Below are 26341 nucleotides of genomic sequence, written 5' to 3' on the forward strand. Positions count from 1 at the left end.
GTCAGTACGCTCCCCACCGGTAGGGAGCGATCAGCGGATTGCCCGCGGTGTACGGGCTGGGCATCTGACCGATCGTGCGGCCCCACTGCATCTCGAGTTCGGTGAGGTTGCCTTCCCATCTGGTCCCGGTGAACAGGCTGCTGTCGATGCGGCTCAGCGTCAGATCGACCACCAGCGTGATGTTGGCGAAGTCGCCGCGGAACCAGTTGGCCACCGTGCTCTTGACCCACGGATAGGTAGACAGAAAGTCCAGACCGCGGGTGAGTGCGGGCCCGGCGTTGGCCAGTTCCCTCAGCACCGGCGCGATATTGCGCAGGTTGTTGACGAGCGATTCCTTGGTCTGGGCGACGGTCGATGTCGCGATGGCACTGAACTTTCCGAGCGCGTCGACTGCGTCGGCGATCTTGGTGCGCTGCTCGGACAGCACCGCGAGTGCCTTCGGGATCGTGGTGAGTGCGGTGTCGACGGTGTCGTCTCGGGCCGCCACCTGGCCGGCCAGGGAGTTGAGGTGTTCGGTGGCGGTGATGATGTCGTCGGTCTGGGCGTTGAGTGCGGTGATGAAGGTGTCCAGCTGGCCGAGCAGACTACGCATGTCGTTCTCTCGACCGGCCAGGGCCTTGGCGAAGGTCTGGTTGATCTCCTGCAGCTGGGCCAGCCCGCCGCCGTTGAGCAGAACCGACACCGATGCCAGCGTCTGTTCGGTGGTCGGATAGGTGGCCGCCGCCGACAGCGGGATCACCGAGCCGTCGGTGAGTTCGCCGTGCGGCGACTCGCCGGCCGGCGGGGCGAGCTCGACGTGCATGGAGCCCAGCAGGCTGGTCTGGCCCAGTTTGGCGGTGCTGTTGGCCGGTAGGTGGACACCACCGTCGATGCGCATGGTCACCAGGGCATGCCAGTCCTGGACTTCGATCTTGGTGACGTTCCCGACGTTGACGTCGCCGACGTGTACCCGGGTGTTCTGTTGGATCACCACGGCATCGGGCAGCTGCGCGCTGATGGTGTACGAGCCGTCGTCGTTGCCCTCGGTGCCCGGCAGACTCACTGAATTCAGCCCCCGCCATTCGCATCCCGGTGTTGCCGACAGGCACGCGATGACAAGTGCCGTGATCGCCAGCCGCCTCATGGGGTGCCCCCGGGGACCATCAGGCCCGGCAGTCCCAGGGCCGGATCGGTCTGGATCGTCGCGGGCTCCGGTGCCGACGACGGTGCCGACGACTGCGGGGGCGGCAGGTGCGGATTGAGCCGGTCCTCGCTGTAGGTGATCTCGTTGGGCCGTGCTGACGCCCCGACGAACGGGTTGATCCCGAGCGGGGGGAAGTTGTACTGGCGGTTCTTGATGATCGGCGCGAGGTACTGCACGCACAACTTCGCCGATTGTTCCCAGTCCTTACGGGATGCGGCTTGTATTGCGCTGCAGATGAACTGGACGGTGTTGGCGAAGTTGACCGGCGCCAGGATGCCGGTCACCGCACTCTGCGCAGGTTGGTAGATGTTCATGAAGTTCTGGAACACCGTCGGCGCGATGTGCAGGACCTGCTTGATGTCGGCCCGACTGTCGTTGAGCGCGGCGGTGATCGCGTTGAGCCGGTCGAACGTAACGCCCAACCCGTCGCGGTTCTCGGCGACGAACCCACGCAGGTCGTTGACCGCGGTGTCGAGGGCCTGGGTGGCGTCTGACACCTCGCCCGGCGTGTTGCTCAACACGGTGCTGATATCGGCCAGGTTCGTGTTGAACGACGCGAGCAGGTCGCTGCTGGAGGACAACGCAGACACCAACAGCTGCAGATTGCGCACGGTGCTGAAGATGTCGGTGCTGTGATCGCCGAGCGCCGAAACCGCCTGGGAAAGTTTGATCACCGTATCCCGTGCGGTGTCACCCTGGCCCCGCAGATTGTCAGCCGCGCTGTTGACGAACTCGCCGACCGCACTGGGGCCGCCCGGATCGGTGGGCTGCAGCGAGTCGGTGAGCTTCTCCAATTGTTGGCGCAGATCGTCCCATTCGACGGGAACCGCGGTGCGTTCCCGTGGGATCGTCGCGCCGTCAGCGAGTTTCGGCCCGCTCTCATAGGCGGGAACGAGTTGAAGCGCGCGGGCGCTGACCAGCGACGGTGACAGAATCGCCGCCTGAACGTCGATGGGCACTGGGTACTGCCTGTCGACGGTGAAGGTGACCTTGGCCGCGTCGGGTTGGGGTTCGATGCTCTCGACGGTTCCCACCGCCACGCCGAGGATGCGCACCTCGTCCCCGGTGTAGAGCCCGTTGGTATTGGCGAAGTAGGCGGTGTAGGTGTTATCCCTGACCCGGTCCCACCAAGGGGTGGCCACCACCGAAATCGCCACGACCAGAACGATGCTCAGCACGGAAGCGATACCAATCCGCAGTGCACGTGTCGACATGGTCACTGCCCACCCTCGGCAGGAACAGGTGGCCCGAAACTAGGCGGCGGCAGTTCCCCGGGCGCCGGAGCCAAGGCCGGCGGACCGGGTGGCGGCCCGCCCGGCGGCGGTGCGGGCAATGGTTCCCGGTAGGGGTAACGCGCGTCGCCGGGGTTGCCGGTGATCGCGTCGGGCAGATTCAGCTGCGGTTCCCCACCCTGTCCGGTGCGTGGGAATGGCGTCGGTAGCGGTGGCGTACCTGGCTGACCGGTACCCGGGTCGACCAGTTCCGACGGCAGCAGCACATTCGGGTCAAGGCCCAGATCAGAGAATGCGGCATCTACAAAGGGCTGGGCGAACTGCCCGGGCAGCAGGTTGACCACCGACGCCTTGAAAAACGGACCGGCCCCGAGCACTTCACCGAACGACATCGCATAGCGGCGCAGGAGATACAGCGTGCGCTGCAGTTCGCCCTTGCGGTTGTCCAGGATCTCCAGCACACCGTTGAGCTTGTCGACCGCAGGTTTGAGTTGGGTGCGGTTGTCGGCCACCAGGCCCGAGATCTGCTGTGACACCGCAGTGAGATTGTTCATCAACGCGTCGACCGAGGCGCGTTGGGACAGCAATTCGGCCAAGAGTGCATTGGTCGTTACCACCAGGTTGGCGATCTGGTCGCTGCGCTTGGCGAGTACCCCGGTGACCTTGTTGGCGTTGGCCAGCAGGTTGCGCAGTTGGGCGTCTCGCGCGTTGAGAGTGTCCGAGAACCGCGCCACCCCTTCCAGCGCGACCTTCAGATCGGGCGGGGTATCCCGGAACGTCTGCGCCAATGTGGTGAGCGCGGAGGATAATTGAGTGGTGTCGAGACCGCTGATCGTGGTGGTCAGGTCACCCAGCGCGGAGGGCAGGTCGTAGGGCGACGTGGTCCGCTCGATCGGGATCGGTCCGGCCAGGGTGCCGTCTCCGCGCGAGGTCAGCTCGAGCACCTTGGTTCCGAGCACGGTCTCGGTCTTGATCGCCGCCTCGGTGCGCTCGCCCAGTTCGACGCCGTCGCGGACCGTGAAGTCCACCAACACCCGGGTCCCCTGCAGCCGGATCTCGGAGATCCGGCCCACGCTCAGGCCTGACACCCGCACATCGCTGCCGGTTTTGATGCCGCCGGCCTCTGCAAAGTAGGCGGAGTAGTCGGAGGTGCCCTTGATGAACGGGATCTTGTCGTAGGAGAAGGCCGCCACCACTGCCGCGACGAGCAACAGAATGGCTACCGCGCCGACCACCGGCCGGTTGCGCTCGGCCAGCGGCTTGATCGTGAGTCGCATCATTTCGGCGTGCACCGTCCCGAATCCTGGCCGGCGAGTTTGACATACACCGGTTGGCCGCCTTTTCCATTGAGCTTGAGAATCGCGTCGCACAGGTAGAAGCCGAAATAGTCGCCGTAGAGGCCGTTTCGGGCCAGCACCTGGTACGCGTCCGGGAGGGTCTTGACCAGGTCGTCCACGTAGTCGCGGTCGGCCATCACCTGGCCCGCGAACCGATCCGTCTGGGTCACGGTGTCTTTGATCGGCTGGCGAGCGGTGCCCAGCAGGTCGGCCACCGAACCGGCCGCAGCGTTGATGTGGGCTGTCCCGGTGACGATGTCGGATTTGCGTTCGGCCAGACCGGCGACCAACTCCGACAACTTGTCCAGGCCTTCGGAGAACTGTTCGTCTCGCTTGGCGAACGTGCCCAGCACGGTGTTGAGATTGGTGATCACCTGGCCGATGAGTTGGTCCCGGCCGGCCAGCGTGGTGGTCAGCGCCGAGGTCTGGGCCAGCACCGACGAGATGGTGCCACCCTGTCCCTGGAAAACCTTCAGCAGTTCCCCGGACAACGCGTTGACCTGGTCGGGATCCAACGCACGGAACAATGGGCGGAACCCGCCGATCAGGGCGTCGACGTCCAGAGCAGGCGCGGTCCGGTCGAGCGGAATCGACTGCCCCGGTTGCAGTTTGCGAACCGATCCGGGCCCCTCGTCCAGGGACAGGTAGCGATCGCCGATGAGGTTCTCGTAACGCACCGCCGCGCGGGTTCCCTCGGTCACCGTCAGTGTCTTGTCGATGGCGAAGTCGACGGTGACCGTCCCGTCCCTGTGCAGGGTGAGGTCCTTGACCTTGCCGACCTCGACACCGGCGATGCGGACGAAGTTGCCGCCCTTGAGCCCTGACACGTTCGTGAACACCGCGCTGTAGGACGCCCGTGAGTCGAAGCGGAACTGTCCGAACACCGTCACCAGGATGAAGGTGAAGACCAGGCTCAGTGCCGTGAACAGCAGCACCCGCGTGGCAACGCGAACCGTAGCGCGTTTCATGGCTGTCCCTCCTGTGGCGCGGGCACCGGTGCGCCGTAGGCCGGTGCACCCGGGAACGGCGGTAACGGACCCGGCGCCGGGCCGCCTGGATAGCGGATGCTCGGCGGTTCCGGCACCGCGCGGGTGACCGGGAAATAATTGGCCCAGCCAGGAAACCCGATGCCCGGATTGGGCCGGACGTCCAGTCCCGTGCCGAATCCGGTGTCTGTCACCAGATACTTCACCGGGAAGTTCTTGCTGACGTCCGGCAGCGAGCCGCAACTCGGCCTGCCACCGGGCCCTCCCTTGGCGTTGACCACCGGCAGGTTGTCCGGATAGCGGTAGGGGTCGTCGCCGGCCAGCAGGGCCGCGTCCATTATCACCGATTTCCCGTTGCCGCCCAGTGCATCCCGGCCGCCATGTTCGAGGAACCACACGGCTCCCTGGAACAGGCAGGTATAGGTCGGTGAGTATTTCATGAATAGTGCGGTGGTCGGATCGAGCAGGTTCAGCGCACGCACGAGGTTGGGTTGATTGGCGCCGAGCGTATCGATACCCGAGTGGGAGAAGCCGACCGCAGACAGCAGCAGCTGGTCCAGCGCCTGGGCGTGGGTGCTGATGGTGTTCGACGTCGTGGAAAACGCGTCCAGGGTCGACAGGATGTCCTGTACGGCAACGGAGTATGCCTGGGCAGTCTTGCCGAACAACTGCCAGTCCTGACGGATGGTGTCCATCCTGGGATTCACCGCAAGCAGCACATTGTTGGCGTCGGTGATGGCCTGGCCGATGGTTTCGCCCTTGCCCCGCAACGATTCGCCGACGGCGGAGAGCACCGCATTGAGTTTGGCCGGGTCGATCGCGGTGACGACGGACTGCAGGTTCTCGAATACGGTGTTGACCTCGACGGTGACGTTGCGTGAGTGCAGAACCGCACCGGGTCTCAGCGGCTCGGCACTGGCACCGACCGCCGGGACGATGAGGTCAACATACTTGGCGCCGAATGCGGTGCTGGATTTGATCTCCGCCTCGACGTTGCCAGGCAGATAGTCGAAGTCGTCCGGATCGATCTTGAGTCTGAGCCTTGCGCCGGCTCCGCCGGTTGTTCCCGATTCGGCAGCGATGGACGAGACTTCGCCGATCTGGACACCTCGCAGCTTGACCTTGGCACCGTCCTCCATGACCAGGCCGGCCCGATCGGAAACCAGGGTGAGCGGAACCGTACGGCGCAGCTTGCCCGTGAACAACAGCGCGGTCAGAGCGGTCACGGCCACGATCACAAGGAACAGAACCGGAGCCCACCAGATCGGGTCGACCTTCTCTCGCCGGGGCGAATTGGTCATCGCGGCTACCCCGACAGGTGGAAGTTGCCGGACTGCCCGTACACGGACAGTGTGATGGTCAACAGGATGAATACTCCGGCGGTGATCGATGTGCGGACCGCGCGACCGACCGCCTCTCCGACTCCCGCGGGTCCACCAGTGGCGGTGTAGCCGTAGTAGGTATGGATTGCCATCACCGCCGCCGCCATCGCCAGCGCCTCGGTGAAGGACCACAGCAGGTCGGCAGGATGCAGGAACGTGGTGAAGTAATGGTCGTACACGCCGCGCGATTGGCCGTAGATGATGGTGGTGCCGAATCTGGTGGCCAGAAACGACATCAGTACCGCGACCGTATAGATCGGCACCACCGCCATGACTCCCGCGACGATGCGGGTGGACGCCAGGTAGGTGATCGCCCGGATACCCATCACTTCCAGCGCGTCGATCTCCTCGTTGATCCGCATGGCACCCAGTTGCGCGGTGGCCCCGGCACCGATCGTGGCGGCCAGTGCCACACCCGCCGTCGCGGGTGCGATGAACCGGACGTTGAGAAAGGCACCCAAAAACCCGGTGAGAGCTTCGATTCCGACGTTGGACAGCGTGTTGTAGCCCTGGACGGCGATCAGGGCGCCGGTCGTCAGGGTCAGGAATCCGACGATCACGACGGTGCCGCCGATCACCGCGAGCGCTCCGGTACCCATGCCCATCGTGGCGATCAGGCGAAGTACCTCGCCCGGATAGCGGCGCAGCGCATCACCGGTGGACAACAGCGCGTGGCCGTAGAAGGCGGTCTGCTCCCCCACACGGCGCGTGCCGTCGACGGCCCGGTTCAGGATCTCCGGTCCACGGTCCTCGGAAGTGGTTGTCACGGCGCCACCTTCACGCCGAATGCAGTGGCCAGGATGTTGATGAAGAACAGCGCCATGAAGGCGAACACCACGGTCTCGTTGACCGCGTTGCCGACAGCGGTCGGGCCGCCGCCCACCGACAACCCCTTGTAGCAGGCGATCAGGCCGGCCGACAGCCCGAACAACAGCGCTTTGACCAGAGACACCACGACCTGCGGCAGGCCGGTCAGCAGCGTCAAACCCGCGACGAACGCTCCGGGCGTGACGTGCTGGACGTACACCACGAACACGTAGCTGCCGGTCAGGCCGACCACTGCGACCACCGAATACAGCATCAGCGCAACGAAAGTCGCCGCGATCACCCGCGGCACCACCAGTGCCTGCACCGGGTTGACGCCGATCACCTTCATGGCGTCGATCTCCTCGCGGATCGTGCGCGCCCCCAGGTCCGCGCACATCGCGGTGGCGGCTGCGCCGGAGACGACGATGGCGGTGACGACCGGGCCGACCTGGGTCACCGAAGCCAGGGCGGCACCGGCTCCGGACAGATCACCCGCACCGACCTCGAGCAGAACGATGTTGAGGGTGAACACGATCAGCACCGTGTACGGAATGGACAACACCACGGTGGGCACGATCGACACCCGGGCCACGAACCAGATCTGATCAAGCAACTCGCGCCAGGCGAACGGTCGACGCACCATCGCAGCGAAGGTTTCACCCGCGAGGACGACGAAATCGCCGACTGCGAAAGCCGGCTTGGCCCAGGAAACTGCTGTCATGACCGGGCGCCGAAAATTAGAGGCACGGGGTTTACCCCGGTCGCCGTGGGACGTCGACACGCGACGACAACAGCGGCGTCATTGCCTCGCTGCGCGAGCACTCCGGTGCGGATCCCACAGTCATTCCTATCGTTGGCCAGGTTGGGCGGGACATTAGGAACAAGGCAATTAGCTGTCAACGCGAACCAGCGGAAAACAGCGCCGTCAATTATCGATACTTGCTGGCCATGCGCTTTGCACGGAGTTCAGCTCAGGCCGATCGAATCACGAAGATCTCAAGCGTTGCGCTGGGATCACCCGGATTGCACCGCGCCCGGGAGACAGCCTCGGTTACCGACCAGAAATTGCGGCATGCCATTGTTCGCCTGCATCACATAAATGGCATTCAATCATTTATTTGCAAGCAGAAGCAGATGGTTTCGACGAATGTCCTGCCCTCATCTGAATGGCGGACAAACAAGCTGTTCCCATGGATACTTTGATCAGTTCCTGATCGACCCGTCGAGTAGGAGATTCCGGTGATGGCCTCCGGTGGAGCAATACCCGTTGACGTATTGTTCGCTGCCGGATTGCTGACGGGAAACGACTCTCTGGCGCCGCAGTTGAACGTCGACAAACTGTTCAACAGGCTGGATGAACTGATCCAGATATGCGCGGATTCGGGCCCCGGCGGGCCAACGGAGCCACCGTACTGGGTAGCGCCGGATCTGGAATTGACGGCACGAATAGCACCCCGGCTCCATACTGCGTGGCGGAAGACCGCAAGGCACGCCCACGACCACGATGTCTCGGTGCTCTATGTCCGGGTATCCACCGCCGAAGACGCCGTTCGGCTGGCGCAATGGGATCACATCACCGGCCTGCAGGTGATGGCCTCCATGCCGGATGTGGCGGCGGCATTCGACACCACTGACGTTGATTGGCGTGACATCATCCAGGTCTCGGACGCCTATGTCGACGGCTACGCCGGCGATTATGGCGGCGGCTATGGCGCCGAGATCGTCGTCGCCGACGGGGCGATGCCGGGCGGCCAGGTGGTTCAGGTCGCACCCCCGGACCAACCCGAACTCGGCGTCCAGGAGCAGCCGCCTGCCACTGACCCAGCCACCGACACTCCCCGGCAGCTGATCGCCGAGATCTTCCGCGACGGCGCGGTCTGCACGGTGCTGTCGCCGGGACAGGACCACACGCTCGCGGTGCGGATATCCGTCCCCCGCCGCGGTCAACGCGGCATCGACTTCGACGAAGACGACGTCGAGTTCGACCCGGACGGAGCGGCCGACCTGATCATCGATGTCACCAGCGACGATGGAACATTTCACGCCACCCGGCCCATGGTCTTGCCGCAGGACCGCACCCGACCGAGCACCACGGCGGCATTCCCCGTGCGTGCCGGTGACGACGGGACGATTCTGGAGCTGAATATCACTGTCCTGTACCGCAATCGGCCGGTCCGCGCCGGCCGGATCGTCGCCGTCGTCCGCAGCAGTGTGCTGCCGGACGACGAGATCCAGTTCTGGCCGATCGGCCTGAGTTCTCCCTCGGAACCCACGGCGGTCACCGGTGCGGACGTCGCGCTCAACGACGACGGTGTGACGCTGTCCCTACGGGGTACCGCCCACGCCGACGGCATTCCCCTTGACGGCGCGGATAATTGGTCGAAGGCTTTCGAGCAGGTGGCGTCGCAGGTGTTGGGCACCGACTCTGCCCCTGGATCGATCACCGACCCCGAAGCGGTGAGGTTGTTGATCCTGCTCGCCCGGCGCGGCAGCCAATTCGCCAAGAAACTGGGGGAACTCGGCCTGCGGGACGCCCGCACCATCTCCGTGATGGTGCGATACGACGGGTCGATCCTGCCCCTCGAGCTCGCCTACGACGGCCCTACTCCGACCGAGACTGCGTCCCTCTGCGACTGCGTGGGCCAGGCTGCCAATCAACCGTGTACGAGGCGGCGCTCCAGGCGTCGGGTGTGCCCGTGGGCATTCTGGGGCATGAACCGCGTCATCGCCCGGACGGTGCGCTTCGGCCCGGTACCCGCTACCGAATCACGCCCGAAACTGGCCGAATTGGCGTTGCGGCCTGTCGTCTACGCTGCGGCCGATCGCGCCGACGTCGGCAGTCCTGAAAATCAATTGCCGTCGACCCTGCTGCAGTCCGCGCTCAGCCAGCGGGTGGGTGACACAAATTGCACGCGTGTGACGACGTGGCCGAAGTGGCGTACCGCGGTGAAGCAGACCAACCCGCAACTGCTGGTGGTTCTGGGCCATACGGACCAGGCCCAGTCCGAGTTCCGAATCGAAATCGGCGAGCATTCGACGCTGTCCCAACCGGACATCTCGGAACGTGAGCTCGGAATCCCCACCAATCCCGCGCCGATCGTGCTGTTGCTCGCCTGCGACTCCGCGCTATCCGGCGACGTCTTCGGCGCGCTGCCCGCGACATTCATTCTCATGGGTGCCGCAGCGGTGGTGGCGACCCTGACAAAGTTCAAGGGCGAGCACGCTTCCCGAGCCGGTATCGCGGTCGTTTCCGCGCTGTTCACAAGTGCGGCAGGCAGCGGGCTCACGTTGGGATCGGCCTTGACCCAAGCCCGACGCGACCTGATCGCCAACGGGCTGCTGGTGGGCCTGCTACTGGTCGCCGTCGGTGAGATCGACCTCAAGCTGGTCGGTTAGGAGAATCATGCTGGCCATCGAGATGCTGCCCGGAGGTCACGGCGATGCGCTCGTCGTCGAGTACGGCACCAGCGCGGACACACACCGGATTCTGATCGACGGCGGCACCGCACGTTCGTGGGATGCCGTACGCGAACGCCTCAAGGCCCGGCCCGACCAGACCTACGAGGCGATGGTCATCACCCACGTCGACGAGGATCACATCGGCGGGAGCCTGCACATCCTTGCCGATCCTGATCTGCGCCAACGGATCCGGGACATCTGGTTCAACGGATTCGTGCACTGTGAACGTGGCGGCAGCGTGCTGGGGCCCGTCGACGGCGAGCGACTCACCCAGCGGATCAACGACGGTCCGTTCCGGTGGAACAAACCGTTCCCCAACCGGGTGAGCGACAAAGTCGGTGGGCCGGTGGTAGTTTCGGCGACGGCTGCGGAGCTCCCCGTCATCCAACTGCCCGGCGGTGCCGCCATCCATCTACTGTCCCCCACCGGGCAGAAGCTGAAAAAGATGGCGACCGAATGGCGATCGGTGGTCACCGCGGCAGGTCTGGTGCCCGGCGAGGGAACCCCGCTGGAAGCGCGGACACCGCCGATACGCCACAAGGAAGTCCCGCCGCTGCCGAACAAGCTCACCGACCAGATTCTGCGGAAGATGGCGGCAGCGTCGACCGCCGACAACTCGGAGGCCAACGGATCGAGCATTGCGTTCATCGTCGAATATGAGGGCCGGCGCGCCTTGTTGGGCGCCGACGCCCACTCCGATGTACTCGTGCAGTCCTTGAGCAAGTACGCCACGACGGTTGGTGAAGAACGGGTTCGACTGGACCTGGTGAAGCTTCCGCACCACGGAAGCCGGGCCAACGTCACCGAGGAACTGGTCGACGCGATCGCCGCCAAGAGATATCTGATCTCGACCAACGGGGACAACTTCGCGCATCCGGATCACGCCGCGATCGCGCGGATCATCGTCGGCTCGGCTCACCTTCCCACGTTCTACTGCAACTACCGCAGCGAGTTCACCGAGCCGTGGCAGGAGCGGGCGGCCGATGTCGGTGCCAAATTCGTCCTGCCGGCGAACGGGCGCACGGGACTACGGGTTTCGGCGACGGCATGACCGAGCCGACGAGCATTACCGACGACGGCGACCTACCCGACGTACTCGATCTGCCGACCGTCGGCCCGCGCGATGGTGTCGGATTGTGCCTGTCCGGCGGCGGCTTCCGGGCCATGTTGTTTCACCTGGGTACCTTGCGCAGACTGAACGAGACCGGGTGGCTGGCCCGACTGACCCGGGTGGCCTCGGTGTCCGGGGGCTCGATCACGGCCGCCGTCCTGGGTTTGGCCTGGCGCCGGCTCGAGTTCGACAACGATGGTGTCGCAGGCAATTTCGTAGGCGAGGTCGAGGAGCCGGTCATGGACCTCGCCGGCCACACTGTCGACCGTCCGGCGGTGCTGGGCGGGCTGCTGATGTCCGGGGGGATCTCACGGCGGGTACAGCGCGCCTATGACGAACACCTGTTCCACGGCGCGACGCTGCAGGATCTCCCCCACAACGGTCAGGGACCACTGTTTGTGATCCTGTCGACCAATCTGAGCAATGGATCGGCGTGGCGGTTCAGCCAACCGTACATGCGTGACTGGCGCACCGAATCCATCGCCAACCCGACTCTTGCGATCGCCCATGCCGTCACCGCCAGTTCGGCCTTTCCGCCGTTTCTGTCACCCAACCTGCTCGACATCCCGGGCAAGCCCACCTTGCAGCTCACCGACGGCGGTGTTTTCGACAACCTCGGCCTGGAACCCGTGGTGAAGCGTTGTGCCACCGTCTTCGTCAGCGACGGCGGCGGCACGTTCAAGGTCGACCCCAACCCCAAACGCGATTGGGTGCGGGCCACGTTGCGCGTACTGGACACAGTCGATGTCGAGGTCCGCCGATTGCGTCGACGCCAGATCGTCGGACTGCTGGCCTCCAAGCAGCGCCGCGGGGCCTTCATGGCAATCAACACCGAGTACGCACGGTTCCCGAAGCACAGTCCGGCGCTGCCCGCGAGCGACGCGGCCACCAAGCTCCTGTCCACGGCACCCACCCGGCTGAAGAAGATGGACCCGACTCTGCGTCGGCAACTGGTCAATTGGGGCTACGCGGCGTGCGATGCGGCGCTGCGCAGCTATGTCGACCCGGGGCTTTCCGACCCTCCCGGGTATCCCTACCCGACCGAGGGCGTGGGCTGACAGCTAATGGACAGTAACCACACGGATGGCGAACATTGCCCGCCGCGGCGGCGACCGCAGTAGATTGCTGCCGTGGGGAAACGACTCTTCGCCGGCGGCCGGGGACGCTTGCTGGCGCTTGCCGCCTCGGTCACCCTCGCCGGGGGCATGGTGTACGCGCAGAACACCGAGTCGAAGTGCTGCCCGGGGGTCCCATCGGCAACACCGCCCAGCAGTCAGCAACCGGCGCCGGTCCCCGCTCAGGCCGAGTTGGTCGCCGCCAGCGCTCCCGTCGTCGCACGCGACTTCCAGTTCTCCCTGCCGAAAGGTCCGGCACCCGAGAGCGGGCTGCAGATCAAGACGATCTGGGTGGCCCGTGCCATCGCCGTGATGTTCCCCGAGATCACCACGATCGGCGGGTATCGCCAGGATGCGCTGAAGTGGCATCCCAATGGTCTGGCGATCGATGTGATGATCCCGAACTATCACTCCAAGGAAGGCATCGCGCTCGGCAATCAGATCGCCGGTTTCGCCTTGGCCAACGCCCAACGCTGGGGCGTGCTGCATGTGATCTGGCGTCAGGGCCTCTATCCCGGGATCGGCGCACCGCACTGGACCGCGGACTACGGCAACGAGACCGCCAATCACTTCGACCATGTGCACATCGCCACCGACGGTGGCGGATATCCCACCGGGCACGAGAGCTATTTCCTGGGTTCGATGAGCCGTTAGGCTGCGCTGCTCACCTGGACTGCCGACTCGCCGATGTTGGTCGCGCTGTCGCCAATGATGGTGCGTAGCAGGGCTTGTTGCTCGCGTTGCCCACGGGCGACCGCGCGTTCCATACCGCCCGGCGATGTCATCGCCGCGACGCTGCGGATCAGGTTGACCGGCATCTTCAGCACCGGATACCACGGCGGCATGTAGACCGGCAGGCCCAGGATGCGCATGGCGCTCGGCCCGAGGAATGCGCTGGTGATCGACAGATGCTGGGCCCACGCCAGGCGGCGGCGCAGGCCCCGGACGCCGCGGTACTGCCATGACAGCGGGTCCTGCGCCATCGGAACCGACAGCTGCCGGGTGGTCTCATCGGGGACAGCCAGGGCGGTGGAGGTGTGATAGAGCACGCGGATGCTCTCGCGGAAGCTACGGGGCAGCCATTCGTCCTCGACGCCGATCAGCCAGCCGACGTAGCGGGTCAGATGCGCGATGGCGTCGAGTTCGCCTGGCGCAGGGACGATTCCCATTGCGAGTGAGGCGACAGGAGGGGCGACGAGCGCGCCGACCAAAGTCGCCGCCATATCGGTCTGGTTGACCGGTAAACCCCACTCGTCGGCGCGCCAGTCGGGCATGGCCGCGACGTGCCGGCGCACGAATGCGTGGATCAAGCGGACGTGCAGGGTGGACCGGTAGCCGACGCCCAGCGGGTCCAGACCTCCGTCGGAGATGACGTCCATCGCCCACTGCATCGTCTCGGCGAATCGCTTGTTGGATCCCTTCTCCAGGGCACCAGTACGCAACAGGGTCTTGTTGAACCCGGAGAACTGGTAGCCGCCGAGCAGCGAGACGTCGCGCGCGATCGACATGCCGTCCGATCCGCCCCGCAGCAGCGCCCGCCGGCCTTTGCGCAGTTTGTCCGGGTCCACCCAGTCCGGGACGTTCTCTACGCCGATGAAGAACTCGCGCAACGGTTCCGGAGCGTCGGGAACATTGCCGATGCCCTCGGTGAGCGCCTTCTCGAATAGGGGACGCATCTGTGCCATCCCCGCCGACGACATCCAATCGACCAGACGGTCCATCGGCTCGTCCCCGACGGTCAGCCGCTCTCCGAGCCGACGCCACTGCTCGGCGTCGGGGTTACGGATGCCCAGCATCGTCGCGAACATCCGCATGGCGCCGGGAACGGCATGGGGCCGTTCGGGATGACGAGCCGGGACGTTCATCGGAGACCTCCTGGGACACACCCCACACGATTGACTACGTACGTAGTCAGAATGTAGGCGGCAGGTAGGGTGCTGTCAATGAAGCGCGTACAGGTGGTACGCGGCTACGGCGGCGTCAGTGCGGCCGACCGCCGCACAGAACGACGGAGCAAGCTGCTCGCCGCCGGACGGCAGATCTGGGGCGAATCGGGAATCACCGAGGTGACCGTACGTGCGGTCTGCAGCGCTGCCGGGCTGACGTCACGCTACTTCTACGAGCAATTCGAAACCCGAGACGCGTTGCTGTACGCAATTTCCGACGATGTGCGGGATCAGTTGCTGACAGCGCTGGTGAACGCCGGCGTCGGCGACCCGGGCACTCTGACCGACAAACTCCGCTCCGCCCTGACCGCATTCCTGAACATCATCGCGGCCGACCCGCACATCCACCGCATCGCCACCGGCGATGTCAGCAGCGTCGCCGGACTGACAGAGCATCGCACGCACATTCTGGAGATGATCACCGGTCTGATCGTCCAGCTCGCTCCCGATGTACTGAACTCGGCCGTTCCGAATCCGGCCGAGCTGCGCCGCGGGGCACAGTTCATGGTCGGCGGCGTGAACCAGATCATCGAAGCCTGGCTTGAGGATCCCACCGAAACGCCGGAGAAACTCGCGGCCGAATGCGCTGATCTCTGCGTTGCCGTGGTGCGCGGGGTCACGCGGTCGGGCGACTAGCTCAGGCGCCTGCCGGCACCGCCACATCCGAACAGTAGTTGTGCAGCGCCGCGGACACCACGAGCCTGGCCTTGTCGAACGGATAGGCCGACCGGGCCTCGGCGATCTGCATGGCCAGATCATCGGGACGCATCGACGGATCTTCGTGCGCCGTCAGGCATGCCTGCTGTCCGAGCTGAAGCAGAACGTCACGGTTCTCATCGGAGACCGGCAGACCCACTGCGGAGACCTCGGCGAGATAGCCCTGATCATCGGCGAGTGCTGCCGGGGCCAAGACGAGCCCGGCCACAGCTGCCACCACGGGGATCATCAACGACTTCATGCTCGTCACTGTGTCAGATTCGGTTCGGGATCCAGCGGACGCGCGCCGTCAACAGTGCCGTGCGCTCACATCCAACTCGGAGGCCTGATCGAATTCGCCACGTCGACAAGCCGGTAGCGGTGGCGTCGCCGCGGCGAGTGTCGCGCCAGTTCCCGCAACACCTCCTCGACACCGACACGCAGACCCCGTTGGTCGAAGGCATGGTCGAGAAGCGGTTCGCCGGAGGCACTCACAGCGCCCGAGCGGAGCCAGTCCAGGGCAACACCGAGGACGAACGCGCGGATCTGCAGAACGCGTGCCTCGGTCTCGGGCAGGCCGCCCACACGCCGCGCGGCGTCGCGCAAGTCTGCCTCCGTGATCTCCGCACCGGGCCGCCCCTCGAGCAGCAGCACCACCGACGTCAGTTGGGCCTCGCCGTAGTGGCGCGAGGTCACCGGGACCTGGTCGAGCACTTCGATCGCTCCCACCCGATCGCCGCGGCCGAAGAGGGCGCGGGCCAGGCCGAACGCCGCGCTCACCATCGCGTGGTCGGTGCGCCACAACGTGCGGTAGTCCCGTTCGGCCAAGTGCCGCAATCGTTCCGCATCCGGTGCGTCGTCCGTGTCCAGCAGCAGTTCCGCCGTCGCGGCCGCCGCCAGCTTGGGTGCGGCTTCACCGGGAAGCAGGGCGACCACGCGCTCGAAACATGCCAGGGCTTCCCCGAGATCACCGGTCTGCAGTCCGCTGATCCCGTCGTCCCACTCGATTCGCCAGTCGTCGTCCGATTCCTCGACCGGCACGGGCTCGGGCAGGGCGCCGGCGACGTCGCGGGCGTCCAGCGCAACGGTTCGTCGACGACCGTCGACGAACACGTCGGTGCCCCGCAACGCCAGATCGGCACCGAAGGTGGAATGCGGCGGGCTGAACAGCGTCGACGTCCGGGGACTCGGTGCACCTGTCTGCTCGGCGAGGATTTCGTGGAGCACACCCCTGCACTGGTCGGCCATCTCATCCACCGACGAGAACCGTTGTGCTGGACGGGGGTTGGTCGCACGGACGAGCAGTTGGTAGAAGGACTCGTACCGTCCGAACAGCGGAACCTCGTCACGCTTGGGCAATGTCTCGGCGTAGCGGTCGTTGGGCAGGTCGACGGTCAGCTTGGCCAGCGTACGGCCGACCGTGTAGACGTCCGTGGCGACAGTGGGTCCGGTCCGGACGATCTCGGGTGCCTGAAATCCTTTGGTGCCGTAGATGTATCCGAATTCCTCGACGCCGGACACCGCACCCATGTCGATCAACTCGATATTGTCCTCGGTGAGCATGATGTTCTCCGGCTTGAGGTCGTTGTACACCAGGCCGAGTGAGTGCAGGTAGGACAGCGACGGCATGACGTCGAGCAGATAACCGAGTGCCTGCTCCACCGGCATCACCTGTGCGACTTCTCCGCCCGAGGTAGCCTGCTGTTTCGCAACGGCTTCCAGCGTGGTTCCGCCGATGTACTCCATCACGATGTAACCGACCGGGCTTCCGTCAAACCCCGGGTGTTCGACGAAGTTGTAGATCTTGACGATGCCGGGATGGTTGACCATCGCGAGGAATTGCCGTTCGGCGACAGCGATCTCCTGTGCCTGCTGCCCTCCGGGTTGAAGTAGGCCTTTGAGCACCACCCACCGATCGCTGACATTGCGGTCGATCGCGAGGTAGATCCAACCGACACCGCCGTGCGCGATGCAGCCCTGGACATCGTACTGTCCTGCCACCAACTCACCGCTCTCCAGCTGCGGGGAGAACGAGAACAAGGTGCCGCACTTGGGACACACGCCGTCGCAGGCGCCGGGCTGTCCGGCGCTCCCCCGCCCCACCGGGCGCCCGCAGCCAGCGCACTCCCGTTTCGCCTCGGCGACAACAGGATTGGCGAGGATGGCACTGGCGGGTTCGATGTCCTCACGAATCGGGATCTCAACCAGGCCATCGCCTATGCGCCGCCGGCCGGTACGCAACCGCGGACGGGTGGCCGTGCCCTCGGTCTTGACCGGTGCCGATTCGGTCACCAGGACGGCTCGCGTGCCCTCTTCCCCTGCCATGTCAGTCCCGGTACCTCGGCTCCGGCGGATCCGGCGCCACGCCGAGAACGTTGAGCCACTTCCGGTACAGCGACAACCAGGTGCCGTCGCGCCGCGTCCGTTCCAGCGTGCCGTTGACCGCCCGGACCAGATCCTCCCGGGACTTGTTCATCCCGATCCCGTAAGGCTCGTCCTCGAGGCTGGGGCCGACCACCTGCAGGTTGGGATCCTGCACCGCCATGCCGGCAAGTATCGAGTCGTCGGTACTGACCGCATCGGTCTGCCCCTGCTGCAGCGCCACCAGGCAGTCGTCCCAATTCTGAACAGCGAGCAGGGTCGCCTCGGGCGCCACCCGGGCGACCGTGGCCAGCGAGGTGGTGTCCACCTGTGAACACACCCGTTTCCCGGCCAGATCTCCCGGTCCCTCGATCGGCGAATCTTTCGGCACCAGCAGCCGCTGGTGCGCGTCGAGATACACCGTGGAGAAGGCGATCCGCTCCGCGCGAGCACAGGTGATCGTCATCGCCTTCACGACGATGTCGACGGTGCCGTCCTGCAAAGCGCTGATGCGCTCGGGCGAGGTCAGCAGGCGGAACTCCACCTTGGCGGGATCACCGAGCAGGTCGCGGGCCACCTCGCGGGCGATATCGACGTCGAAGCCCTGCAGTTCACCCGAAACGGGATCGCGAAAGCTCAACAGATTGGTGCTCTGGTCGATGCCGACCACCAGCCGGCCCCGCTGCCGGATCGCCTGCACCGCCGGGCCGGACACCGCCGAAGGGCGCAAACTCGCTGTGGCATCGCAACTCTCGACCGGTGCGCCGGGCACCTGTGACGTCACGGCGGCGCCGCTCGGCAGCGGCAGCGTGGTGAGCGAGGCGGACACCTGGACAAGCGGTTGCGCCGTGGAACATCCCGCCACGACGGCCGCGGCGAGGAGAAGTCCGGCGACGGCCCGCATCAGTGGTACTCGCTCAGCCTCGGCGCGACACCGGCGGCAACCGCAAGCGCAGCCAGCACACTGATCGCCGCGGCACCTGCGGGAAGCGCGCTCAGCGCCGCATAGGCGCGGGTGATGCCGTCGCGCTGCCGATCGCGCAATCGTGCGATGTCTTCCCCCAACGCCTCGTCGAGCCGGCTGAACTGGGCCGTGGAGTGCTGCGGCCCACCATCGCGCGCTATCGCCACGGCCCCGGCGTAGTCGCCGATGCCGAGCAGGCTCCGGGCCTGGGCGTGCGATTCCTTCCAGCCACGCAGCGCGTCCTGCGCCCCGTTCACCGGGTGCTTGTCGAGAATCCGACGGACATCGGTGGTGCGCTCTTCGAATCGAATGTCGGAGAGCGTGTCGGAGCCGCGTTTGAGCAGCCCGAGGATTTCGTCGGCACGGGCCTGCTGGACCAGAATCCGGGCGGTCACCGCCGATTCCAGTGGCTCACCGCCTTCGGTGCGGGCACTGCTGACCGCGTGCGTCACCACCAGCCCGGACACCGCCAACCACACCGCGAGCACGATCATCAGCACCGACGCCCCCACCAGGCCGGGGTTGAGGCGCCGATGACTGCGCCTGGCGAGATAGACCTGCGCGAGTACCAACAAACCCACCACCAGCGCGGCGCCCTCGATCAACGCCCACGGTGTGGTGGCCGATCTTCCCGACCACGTGACGGCGTCAGCCTGTGTCCGGTACAGCCGCTCGGCATCGGGCAGGATGGACTGCTGCAGCAGCGTGGACGATTCGCTCAGGTACCCGACGCCGATCGGGCGGCCGTCGCGGTTGGTCGCACGAGCGGTCGCCATCATGCCGGTGTACACCGCCAGCTGGTTGGACAGGTCGGTCAGCAACGTCAGCGACTGGATGTCGTTGGGTGACACCCCATTCGATGCGGTGACCAGCCCGGCCGATGCCTCCCCGACCGACGCGTCGTAGCGCTCGCGGACTGCGCGCGGTTCGACGCCACCGGCCAGAAACGCGGTGGCCGCGGTGGTGTTGGCGGACGACAGCGCGCTGTAGATCCGTTGCGCGGCATCGGCCAGCGGCTCGGTGTGCGACCGCAAGGTCTCCAGTTGGCGTTGCCGGTTGGACTCCGTCACCGACGCCGCGACGCCCACGGTGAGAACTGCCGCAATCAGAACCACGGCCAGCACTGCTATCCGGCCCGGCGTGGCCCGCAGGAAATCGAGGACCGGCCGGTCTTGTTCCTCGGCGTCAGCCAGCACGGACTCGTCGAGCGTGAGCGTCTGCCGACTCTCCAACTCACCGCTGTGCACTCGACATCACCTCGCCGCAGGCAGGTCCGAATTGCACGGTAACCCCCGCCAACGCCTTACGCGGGCTAATCAGGCTGCCGCCACGCTCTCGGCAGCCAACACCTCCGCGGCGGCGCGTTCGCCCGACCGAACCGCACCATCGATCCAGCCGCACATGACTGCCGAACTCTCCGTGCCGGCCCAGTGGATCCGTCCGCACGGGGCCCGCAGCGCGGGCCCGAACTCCGTGAGCACTCCGGGCGGGGCGTGACTGATCATCCCGCCACCCGAATACCGTTCGACCGTCCAGTTCTGCTCGTGATAGCTCACCGGTGACGCGGCCTTCGGGCCGAACCGCTCGATCAACTCACCGATCACCACGGCTTTGCGCTCGCCGGCGTCGAGAAGCCCGAGCCGACGGGCAGCGGGTCCTTCGGTGATGACGCACATGATTCCGGGAGTGCCGGTGTCGGTGCAGGCGTCGATGGTCAGCGTGGCAGGACTGCCGGGAGCGGCGGACTGTCCGCACAAACCGTCCTCGCGCCAGAATGCCGTGTCATAGACAACCGAGATCTTGAAGACCGCGCCGCTGGGCATCCGTTGATGGAGGAACATTCGATCCACGGGAAGCATTGGCTCATAGACGATCTGGCTCGCGACTGCCAAGGGGACGGCGACGATCGCCTGCCCGGCCCGCACCGTCATGTCCCCGGCGTGGACCGTCACGCCGTCGTCGTCCTGCGCGATGAGGTGCACCGGTTGCGAAAGATGCAGCGCCCCACCCAATTCTGTGGCCATCGGCCCGTAGATTGCGCCCATGCCGCCGCATACCCGCGCATCCTGGGCTCCGCCCCGATTGGAGATGACGAAGCCCGGCCCGCCGCCCGATCCCATCTGGTGCAGCGCCCACAACAACGACACCTCGGAGGCCGCCGAGGTGTAGATGCCGGCGAGCGCCATGTCGATCATCTCGCGCGCCTGCTTGGAACGCATATGACGGTTGATCCACTCCCCCAAGCTGATCCGGTCCCACTCGACCGCCTTCCTCGCTTCCCACGGGGCCTCGAAGGGAATCGTCTTACACATGAGCTCCACCTCGAGCAGTCCGGCACCGAGGTTGGCGATCGCCCACGGGCTCATCGCCCACGGAATCGTGCCGGAATAGCGGTGCTGTTTGCCGTCCAGGATCATCATCGCGTCGCCGTCGACGTACTCCTTGTATTCCTCGACGCCGTACTCGGCCATCAGGGCCTTGATGCGGTCCTGCCCCGGTCCGATCCAGGCCCCGCCGCGGTCGATCCACGTTCCGTCGCCGAGCACCTCGGTGAACGTGCGGCCGCCGACCCGGTCACGCGCCTCGAGCAAGGCCACGGAGCGGCCCGCCTGCTTGAGTCGCACGGCCGCGGTAAGGCCGGCGAACCCCGCTCCCACTACACAGCAGTCGACATCTGTCATGGGTCACCCTCCCCGTTTTCGACGGGCCAGATTCGCTCAAATTACGCCGTCGTCAGCCGCTCCGGAGGCACTGTTGACCGACAGATGTGGTAAATGCCATAAATTTTGCCACCCAAGGCGTAGGTCACTGCGTTCGAGCCGGGCCAGGGCCACCCCCAACACCGAACCGACACCCTGAAAATTGGATCGTCAGCCGACTGTGCAATGATGTCTGAACTGCTAATTCTCCGGAGTTGGCCCATTGTTCACCTCCGGTTCTCCCGGCACCCCAGGGCGTCAAGCCGTGGTTGACGCATGACCGCCGAAGTGGTTGCCATCGACAGCACCAGAGAACTTCGCGATTCCGGGGATCGTTCCGCCCGCCGGTAGGGTCCGGTCCTCGTGGGTAGACACCAGTTGAAAAAGGATCGGCGCCGCCGATCTGCAGCCATGGCTGCGGTCGTCGTGCCTGCCGCCGCACTCATCGTCGTCGGCGCAGACACCGGGCCGGCCACCAAGGGCGACGCCGAGGTTGTAGCGGCCCCGGCCGTCACGCCGGCCGCCGCCCCCGCGGCACCGGCAGTGCCGGCCGAGCGCGCCGTGCGACGGAACATGAGGTTCCCACTGCCCGCCGGCCGGGCCTCCGAAAGGGGCCTACAGGTCGAGACCATCCTCGCGGCCCGCGCGGTCAGCGCGCGATTCCCCCAGATTCTCGACATCGGTGGGGTCCGGGCCGATTCGATGAAGTGGCACCCCAATGGACTTGCGATCGACGTGATGATCCCGAATTACGCCACCCCGGAAGGTAAAGCGCTCGGAGACCGGATCGTCGCGTATGCCCTCGACAACGCGGATCGGTTCGGCGTGAACCACGTGATCTTCCGGCAGCACATCTACTCTCGCGGCAAGGCGCCCAGAATGATGTCGGACCGCGGCGGGGACACCGCGAACCACTTCGACCATGTGCACATCGCCACCAACGGCGGCGGATTCCCCACCGGGCACGAAACGTATCTGACGTAGCCCCTGCGGTCGCGGCGTTGCCGTCCGCATTCCCAGCTTTCACACAGGAACATTCCGGACCTACATGGTTGTGGTGTCCGGCTGGGTGCCATAACGTCAACCTAGTTGATTAGCCGTCCTAGAGGAGCTCTCCCTACCGTCCGCGCCTGGTCGCCGCTTACGAAAGGGTCACGGATGCAACGGGTTTCGTTCATTCGTCGACTCGGTCAACGCTGGATGGTGCTGGTGGCCGTCGTGGTGCTGCTGGTGGCTGGATTCGTTGTGTACCGGCTGCACGGCATCTTCGCCTCCCACGACGTCACGTCCACACCCAGCGGCTCGGTGAACGACATCGTTCCGTTCAACCCCAAACATGTGGTCATCGAGGTCTTCGGCCCGCCCGGCACGGTGGCCACCATCACCTACCTGGACGTCAACGCCCAACCGCAGCGCGCCGACGACGTCACCCTGCCGTGGGCGTATGACACGACCACCACGCAGCCCGCGGTGTTCGTCAACGTCCAGGCCCAAGGCGACAGCAGTTCGATCGGGTGCCGGATCAAGATCGACGACGTGATCAAGGACGAGAGATCGGTGAACACCTTGAACGCCTACACCTCGTGCCTGGACAAGTCCGGATGAACACCCACCGGGTTCCGGACTTCATCCGGCGGTTCTCCGCGCTCATCGCGCTGTTCTGGCTCGGCCTGGCGGTGGTGACGAATGTTTTCGTGCCGCAGCTCGAGACCGTCGCCGAATCGCACAATGTGTCGCTGAGCTCCCAGGACGCGCCGTCATTGCAAGCCGCAAAGCGGATCGGCAAAGTCTTCGACGAGTTCGATTCCGACAGTTCGGCGATGATCGTCCTGGAGGGCGATCAACCGCTCGGCGCCGATGCCCACCACTACTACGACGGCTTGATCCAGAAGCTCCGCCAGGACACCAAACACGTTCAGCACATTCAGGACTTCTGGGGAGATCCGCTGACGGCGGCCGGCTCGCAGAGCACCGACGGCAAGGCGGCATTGGTACAGGTGTACCTCGCCGGCAACCAGGGTGAATCGCTGGCCAATGAGTCCGTCGACTCAGTGCGCAACATCGTCAACCAGACCACACCGCCACCGGGCGTCAAGGCCTATGTCACCGGCGCCGCGCCCCTGGTCACCGATCAGTTCGAGGTGGGCCGCCACGGCACCCTGAAAACCACACTGATCACCATCGGGGTGATCGCGATGATGCTGTTCTCGCTCTACCGACGGCTCACCACGGTGTTCTTCGTGATCTTCACGGTGATGATCGAGTTGACCGCGTCCCGAGGTGTCGTCGCGGTGCTCGCGAACGCCGGGATCATCGAGCTGTCCACGTATTCGACCAATCTGCTGACACTCCTGGTGATCGCCGCCGGCACCGACTACGCGATCTTCATCCTCGGCCGGTTCCACGAAGCGCGTCATGCCGGGCAGGATCGCGTCACAGCGTTCAACACGATGTACCACGGAACCGCGCACATCATCCTGGGCTCGGGGCTGACGATCGCCGGCGCGGTGCTGTGTCTGACCTTCACCCGGCTCCCCTATTTCCAGAGCCTGGGGGTCCCCGCGGGCACCGGCGTCCTGGTCGCAGTGGCGGCGGCGTTGACCCTGGCACCGGCACTGCTGGTCATCGGCCGCCATTTCGGTCTGTTCGAGCCCGCCCGGCCGATGCGCACTCGGGGTTGGCGGCGCATCGGGACGGCGATCGTGCGCTGGCCCGGCCCCATCCTGGCGGTGACGATCGCCGTTGCTCTCATCGGCCTGCTCGCCCTGCCGCGCTACCAGACGAGTTTCGACGCGCGGCCCTACATGCCCGCCAGTGCTCCGGCCAACGTCGGGTACGCCGCTGCCGAACGCCACTTCTCTCAAGCCCGGCTGAATCCCGAACTGTTGATGGTCGAAGCCGATCACGATCTGCGCAATTCGACCGACATGATCCTGCTGGAACGCGTCGCCAAGGCGGTCTTCCACACCGACGGCATCGCCCAGGTCCAGTCGATCACCCGGCCGCTCGGCACCCCACTGGACCACACGTCGATCCCGTTCCAGATCAGCGCGGGCAGCGCACAACAGATCAACAACCTGCCGTTCCAGCAGGCCCGCGGTGCCGATCTGCTCAAACAGGTTGACGTGATCAACAATTCGATCGACATTCTGCGCCAGCAGTACGCCCTGCAACAACAGTCGGCCGCCGTCACCGACGAGCAGGCCAGGGCTTTCCAGCAGACCGTCGCCACAACTCAGAACCTGCGCGACAAGATCGCCGACTTCGACGACCAGTTCCGCCCGCTGCGCAATTACTTCTACTGGGAGCCACACTGTTTCGACATCCCGATGTGCGCGGCCATCCGGTCGGTGTTCGATGCGCTCGACGGTGTCGACGCGCTGACCGATCAACTGGCCAGCGTCTCGGGCAGCATCTCGAAATTGGATGCACTGCAACCGAAATTGCTCGCGCTCATCCCCCCGCAGATCACCAGTCAACAGACCAACCGCGACCTCACCCTGACCAACTACGCCACCACCTCCGGCATCAACGCCCAGACGGAGGCCGCGCTCCAGAACGCCACCGCGCTGGGCCAGGCGTACGACGCCTCGAAAACCGATGACTCCTTCTACCTACCACCGGAGGCGTTCACCAACCCCGAATTCCAGCGCGGCATGAAACTGTTCATGTCACCGGACGGCAAGGCCGCCCGCATGATCATCACCCACGAGGGCGATCCCGCTACGCCGGAAGGCATTTCGCACATCGACGCCATCAGGCATGCCGCCCAGGGAGCCGTCAAGGGCACACCGCTCGCCGGATCCAGGATCTACCTCGCCGGCACTGCGTCGACCTACAAGGACATTCAGGACGGCGCCAAATACGATCTGATGATCGCCGCCATCGCCGCGCTGAGCCTGATTCTGCTGGTGATGATGTTCATCACCCGCAGCGCCGTCGCCGCGCTCGTTATCGTGGGTACGGTGGCGCTGTCGTTGGGCGCTTCGTTCGGGCTTTCGGTGCTGATCTGGCAGGACCTGTTCGGCATCGATCTGTTCTGGATCGTGCTGGCGCTGGCGGTCATCCTGTTGTTGGCCGTGGGGTCGGACTACAACCTGCTACTCGTCTCCCGGTTCAAGGAGGAGATCGACGCCGGATTGAACACCGGCATCATCCGGTCGATGGCCGGCTCCGGCGCCGTGGTGACCTCGGCCGGGCTGGTGTTCGCAGCCACCATGGCCTCGTTCATCTTCGCGGACCTGCGCGTTCTCGGTCAGATCGGAACCACGATCGCCCTCGGTCTATTGTTCGACACGCTGATCGTACGGTCGTTCATGACACCGTCCATTGCCACACTGCTCGGCCGGTGGTTCTGGTGGCCCCTTCGGGTGCGGCCGCGGCCGGCGAGTCAGATGCTGCAGCCGTACGGATCACGCGCAGCGGTTCGTCAGCTCCTGCTGTGGGAGGACGACGACGCGGCAGCTCCGTCCCACCCCGACAAATGACGAAAGTCAGCCTCTCTCAGCAAGACTGAGCTCGTCCGACGGTTCATCCGTCACCTCAACGTCCCGCAGCTTCCCCTTCAGCCCCGCGACCCGGCGGAGCTGAGCGGCGATGTTCATGGAGGTCAACATCGGGATCCCGCCGATGAACGTCCGGAAGGACGGGTTGCCGCCGTCTCGGTGCAACATGTACAGGCAGCCGACCACGTAGAAGAAGCCCATCGTGAAAAGGACGGCCGGCATCGCGTAGGCAAGCGGTGATCGAGCGTCGTTCACCAGTTCGGTCGCATAGTCGAACTCGTCCCTCGACATCGGTTCGCGCTTGCGCAGCTTGGCGAGCACCGCCTTGTGGGCGCCCACTTTCTCACCCAATGAAGCCGGGGTTCGTTTCTCCAACCGGCGGAGGTAGACGAACACGCACGCGGCCAACGTCACCGCCACCACGCCGGCAAGAATCGTGAGGTCACCCCAGATCCCGAGATCCATCGTGGCTGCCCTCTGCTTCCCGACTGATCGTCGCAGGATTACCTAGAACCACTAACGACGCTACCGCAGGTTCGACCCGGGAAGACAGCGCCG

22 protein-coding genes are annotated in these 26341 nt (G+C 65.4%); 8 read left to right on the plus strand and 14 right to left on the minus strand.

The annotated features are described in order from the left end of the window. Position 1: 1 nt before the first annotated feature. From AB0I14_RS26955 to AB0I14_RS26985, 7 genes are read right to left on the minus strand one after another with little or no spacing between them, the layout of a single operon-like run. The gene (locus AB0I14_RS26955; protein WP_358028360.1) at positions 2-1123 is read right to left on the minus strand and encodes an MCE family protein; all 1122 of its coding nucleotides are present in this window, start codon (positions 1121-1123) and stop codon (positions 2-4) included. Further along, a complete protein-coding gene (locus tag AB0I14_RS26960; RefSeq protein ID WP_358028363.1) occupies positions 1120-2397 on the minus strand; it encodes an MCE family protein in 1278 nt (425 codons plus the stop codon). The genes AB0I14_RS26955 and AB0I14_RS26960 overlap by 4 nt, the downstream gene beginning before the upstream one ends. 2 nt (positions 2398-2399) lie before the next feature. Next, a complete protein-coding gene (locus AB0I14_RS26965; protein WP_358028508.1) occupies positions 2400-3680 on the minus strand; it encodes an MCE family protein in 1281 nt (426 codons plus the stop codon). 11 nt (positions 3681-3691) lie between these two features. Next, on the minus strand, positions 3692-4720 hold the full coding sequence (locus AB0I14_RS26970) for an MCE family protein (protein WP_358028366.1): 1029 nt from the start codon (positions 4718-4720) through the stop codon (positions 3692-3694). Continuing rightward, positions 4717-6039, minus strand: coding sequence for an MCE family protein (locus AB0I14_RS26975; RefSeq protein ID WP_358028369.1), 1323 nt, complete (start codon positions 6037-6039; stop codon positions 4717-4719). The genes AB0I14_RS26970 and AB0I14_RS26975 overlap by 4 nt, the downstream gene beginning before the upstream one ends. 5 nt (positions 6040-6044) lie before the next feature. Next, positions 6045-6887 (minus strand): ABC transporter permease, encoded by an 843-nt coding sequence (locus tag AB0I14_RS26980; RefSeq protein WP_358028371.1) that lies wholly within the window; start codon positions 6885-6887, stop codon positions 6045-6047. Further along, complete coding sequence (locus AB0I14_RS26985; protein WP_358028373.1) at positions 6884-7648, minus strand: ABC transporter permease; 765 nt, start codon at positions 7646-7648, stop codon at positions 6884-6886. Before AB0I14_RS26985 ends, AB0I14_RS26980 begins: the two co-directional genes overlap by 4 nt. A 791-nt stretch (positions 7649-8439) precedes the next feature. On the opposite strand from AB0I14_RS26985, the gene AB0I14_RS26990 reads away from it, so the two are divergent. The 4 genes from AB0I14_RS26990 (at position 8440) to AB0I14_RS27005 (ending at position 13266) form a co-directional block, all read left to right on the plus strand. Beyond that, positions 8440-10323: a hypothetical protein gene (locus AB0I14_RS26990; RefSeq protein WP_358028376.1), complete on the plus strand. Its 1884-nt coding sequence runs from the start codon at positions 8440-8442 to the stop codon at positions 10321-10323. 7 nt (positions 10324-10330) lie between these two features. Next, positions 10331-11437, plus strand: a complete 1107-nt coding sequence (locus tag AB0I14_RS26995) for an MBL fold metallo-hydrolase (protein WP_358028379.1) — start codon at positions 10331-10333, stop codon at positions 11435-11437. Next, positions 11434-12555 (plus strand): patatin-like phospholipase family protein, encoded by a 1122-nt coding sequence (locus AB0I14_RS27000; RefSeq protein ID WP_358028381.1) that lies wholly within the window; start codon positions 11434-11436, stop codon positions 12553-12555. Before AB0I14_RS26995 ends, AB0I14_RS27000 begins: the two co-directional genes overlap by 4 nt. Before the next feature lie 72 nt (positions 12556-12627). Then, positions 12628-13266, plus strand: a complete 639-nt coding sequence (locus AB0I14_RS27005; protein WP_358028383.1) for a glycoside hydrolase — start codon at positions 12628-12630, stop codon at positions 13264-13266. Here AB0I14_RS27005 and AB0I14_RS27010 read toward each other — a convergent pair. Beyond that, positions 13263-14477, minus strand: coding sequence for an oxygenase MpaB family protein (locus tag AB0I14_RS27010; protein ID WP_358028386.1), 1215 nt, complete (start codon positions 14475-14477; stop codon positions 13263-13265). The two genes, AB0I14_RS27005 and AB0I14_RS27010, sit on opposite strands and share 4 nt — an antisense overlap. A 78-nt stretch (positions 14478-14555) precedes the next feature. Between AB0I14_RS27010 and AB0I14_RS27015 the strand changes: the two genes are divergently transcribed. Further along, entirely contained in the window at positions 14556-15194 is a 639-nt protein-coding gene (locus AB0I14_RS27015) for a helix-turn-helix domain-containing protein (protein WP_358028388.1), read from the plus strand. A 1-nt stretch (position 15195) separates the two neighbouring features. On the opposite strand, the gene AB0I14_RS27020 is transcribed toward AB0I14_RS27015, so the two are convergent. The 5 genes from AB0I14_RS27020 to AB0I14_RS27040 all read right to left on the minus strand — a co-directional run bounded on the left by AB0I14_RS27020 (position 15196) and on the right by AB0I14_RS27040 (position 21260). Beyond that, on the minus strand, positions 15196-15516 hold the full coding sequence (locus AB0I14_RS27020; RefSeq protein ID WP_358028391.1) for a DUF732 domain-containing protein: 321 nt from the start codon (positions 15514-15516) through the stop codon (positions 15196-15198). Positions 15517-15581: 65 nt separating this feature from the next. After that, positions 15582-17579, minus strand: coding sequence for a tetratricopeptide repeat protein (locus AB0I14_RS27025; RefSeq protein WP_358028394.1), 1998 nt, complete (start codon positions 17577-17579; stop codon positions 15582-15584). 1 nt (position 17580) lies between these two features. After that, entirely contained in the window at positions 17581-18519 is a 939-nt protein-coding gene (locus AB0I14_RS27030) for a glutamate ABC transporter substrate-binding protein (protein WP_358028396.1), read from the minus strand. After that, positions 18519-19826, minus strand: coding sequence for a hypothetical protein (locus AB0I14_RS27035; protein WP_358028399.1), 1308 nt, complete (start codon positions 19824-19826; stop codon positions 18519-18521). Before AB0I14_RS27035 ends, AB0I14_RS27030 begins: the two co-directional genes overlap by 1 nt. A 69-nt stretch (positions 19827-19895) precedes the next feature. Continuing rightward, positions 19896-21260 (minus strand): FAD-dependent oxidoreductase, encoded by a 1365-nt coding sequence (locus tag AB0I14_RS27040; protein WP_358028402.1) that lies wholly within the window; start codon positions 21258-21260, stop codon positions 19896-19898. Positions 21261-21689: 429 nt separating this feature from the next. Here AB0I14_RS27040 and AB0I14_RS27045 point away from each other — a divergent pair, with 429 nt between their 5' ends. The 3 genes from AB0I14_RS27045 (at position 21690) to AB0I14_RS27055 (ending at position 25765) form a co-directional block, all read left to right on the plus strand. Further along, the gene (locus AB0I14_RS27045; RefSeq protein WP_358028405.1) at positions 21690-22262 is read left to right on the plus strand and encodes a hypothetical protein; all 573 of its coding nucleotides are present in this window, start codon (positions 21690-21692) and stop codon (positions 22260-22262) included. Positions 22263-22436: 174 nt separating this feature from the next. Further along, entirely contained in the window at positions 22437-22883 is a 447-nt protein-coding gene (locus AB0I14_RS27050; RefSeq protein ID WP_358028408.1) for an MmpS family transport accessory protein, read from the plus strand. Next, positions 22880-25765, plus strand: a complete 2886-nt coding sequence (locus tag AB0I14_RS27055; protein ID WP_358028410.1) for an MMPL family transporter — start codon at positions 22880-22882, stop codon at positions 25763-25765. Before AB0I14_RS27050 ends, AB0I14_RS27055 begins: the two co-directional genes overlap by 4 nt. Positions 25766-25771: 6 nt before the next feature. Here AB0I14_RS27055 and AB0I14_RS27060 read toward each other — a convergent pair whose 3' ends face one another. Then, on the minus strand, positions 25772-26248 hold the full coding sequence (locus tag AB0I14_RS27060) for a hypothetical protein (RefSeq protein WP_358028412.1): 477 nt from the start codon (positions 26246-26248) through the stop codon (positions 25772-25774). Between the last annotated feature and the right edge of the window lie 93 nt (positions 26249-26341).

Origin of the sequence: Mycobacterium sp. NPDC050441 (assembly GCF_040655355.1) — a bacterium.
GTDB lineage: Bacteria > Actinomycetota > Actinomycetes > Mycobacteriales > Mycobacteriaceae > Mycobacterium.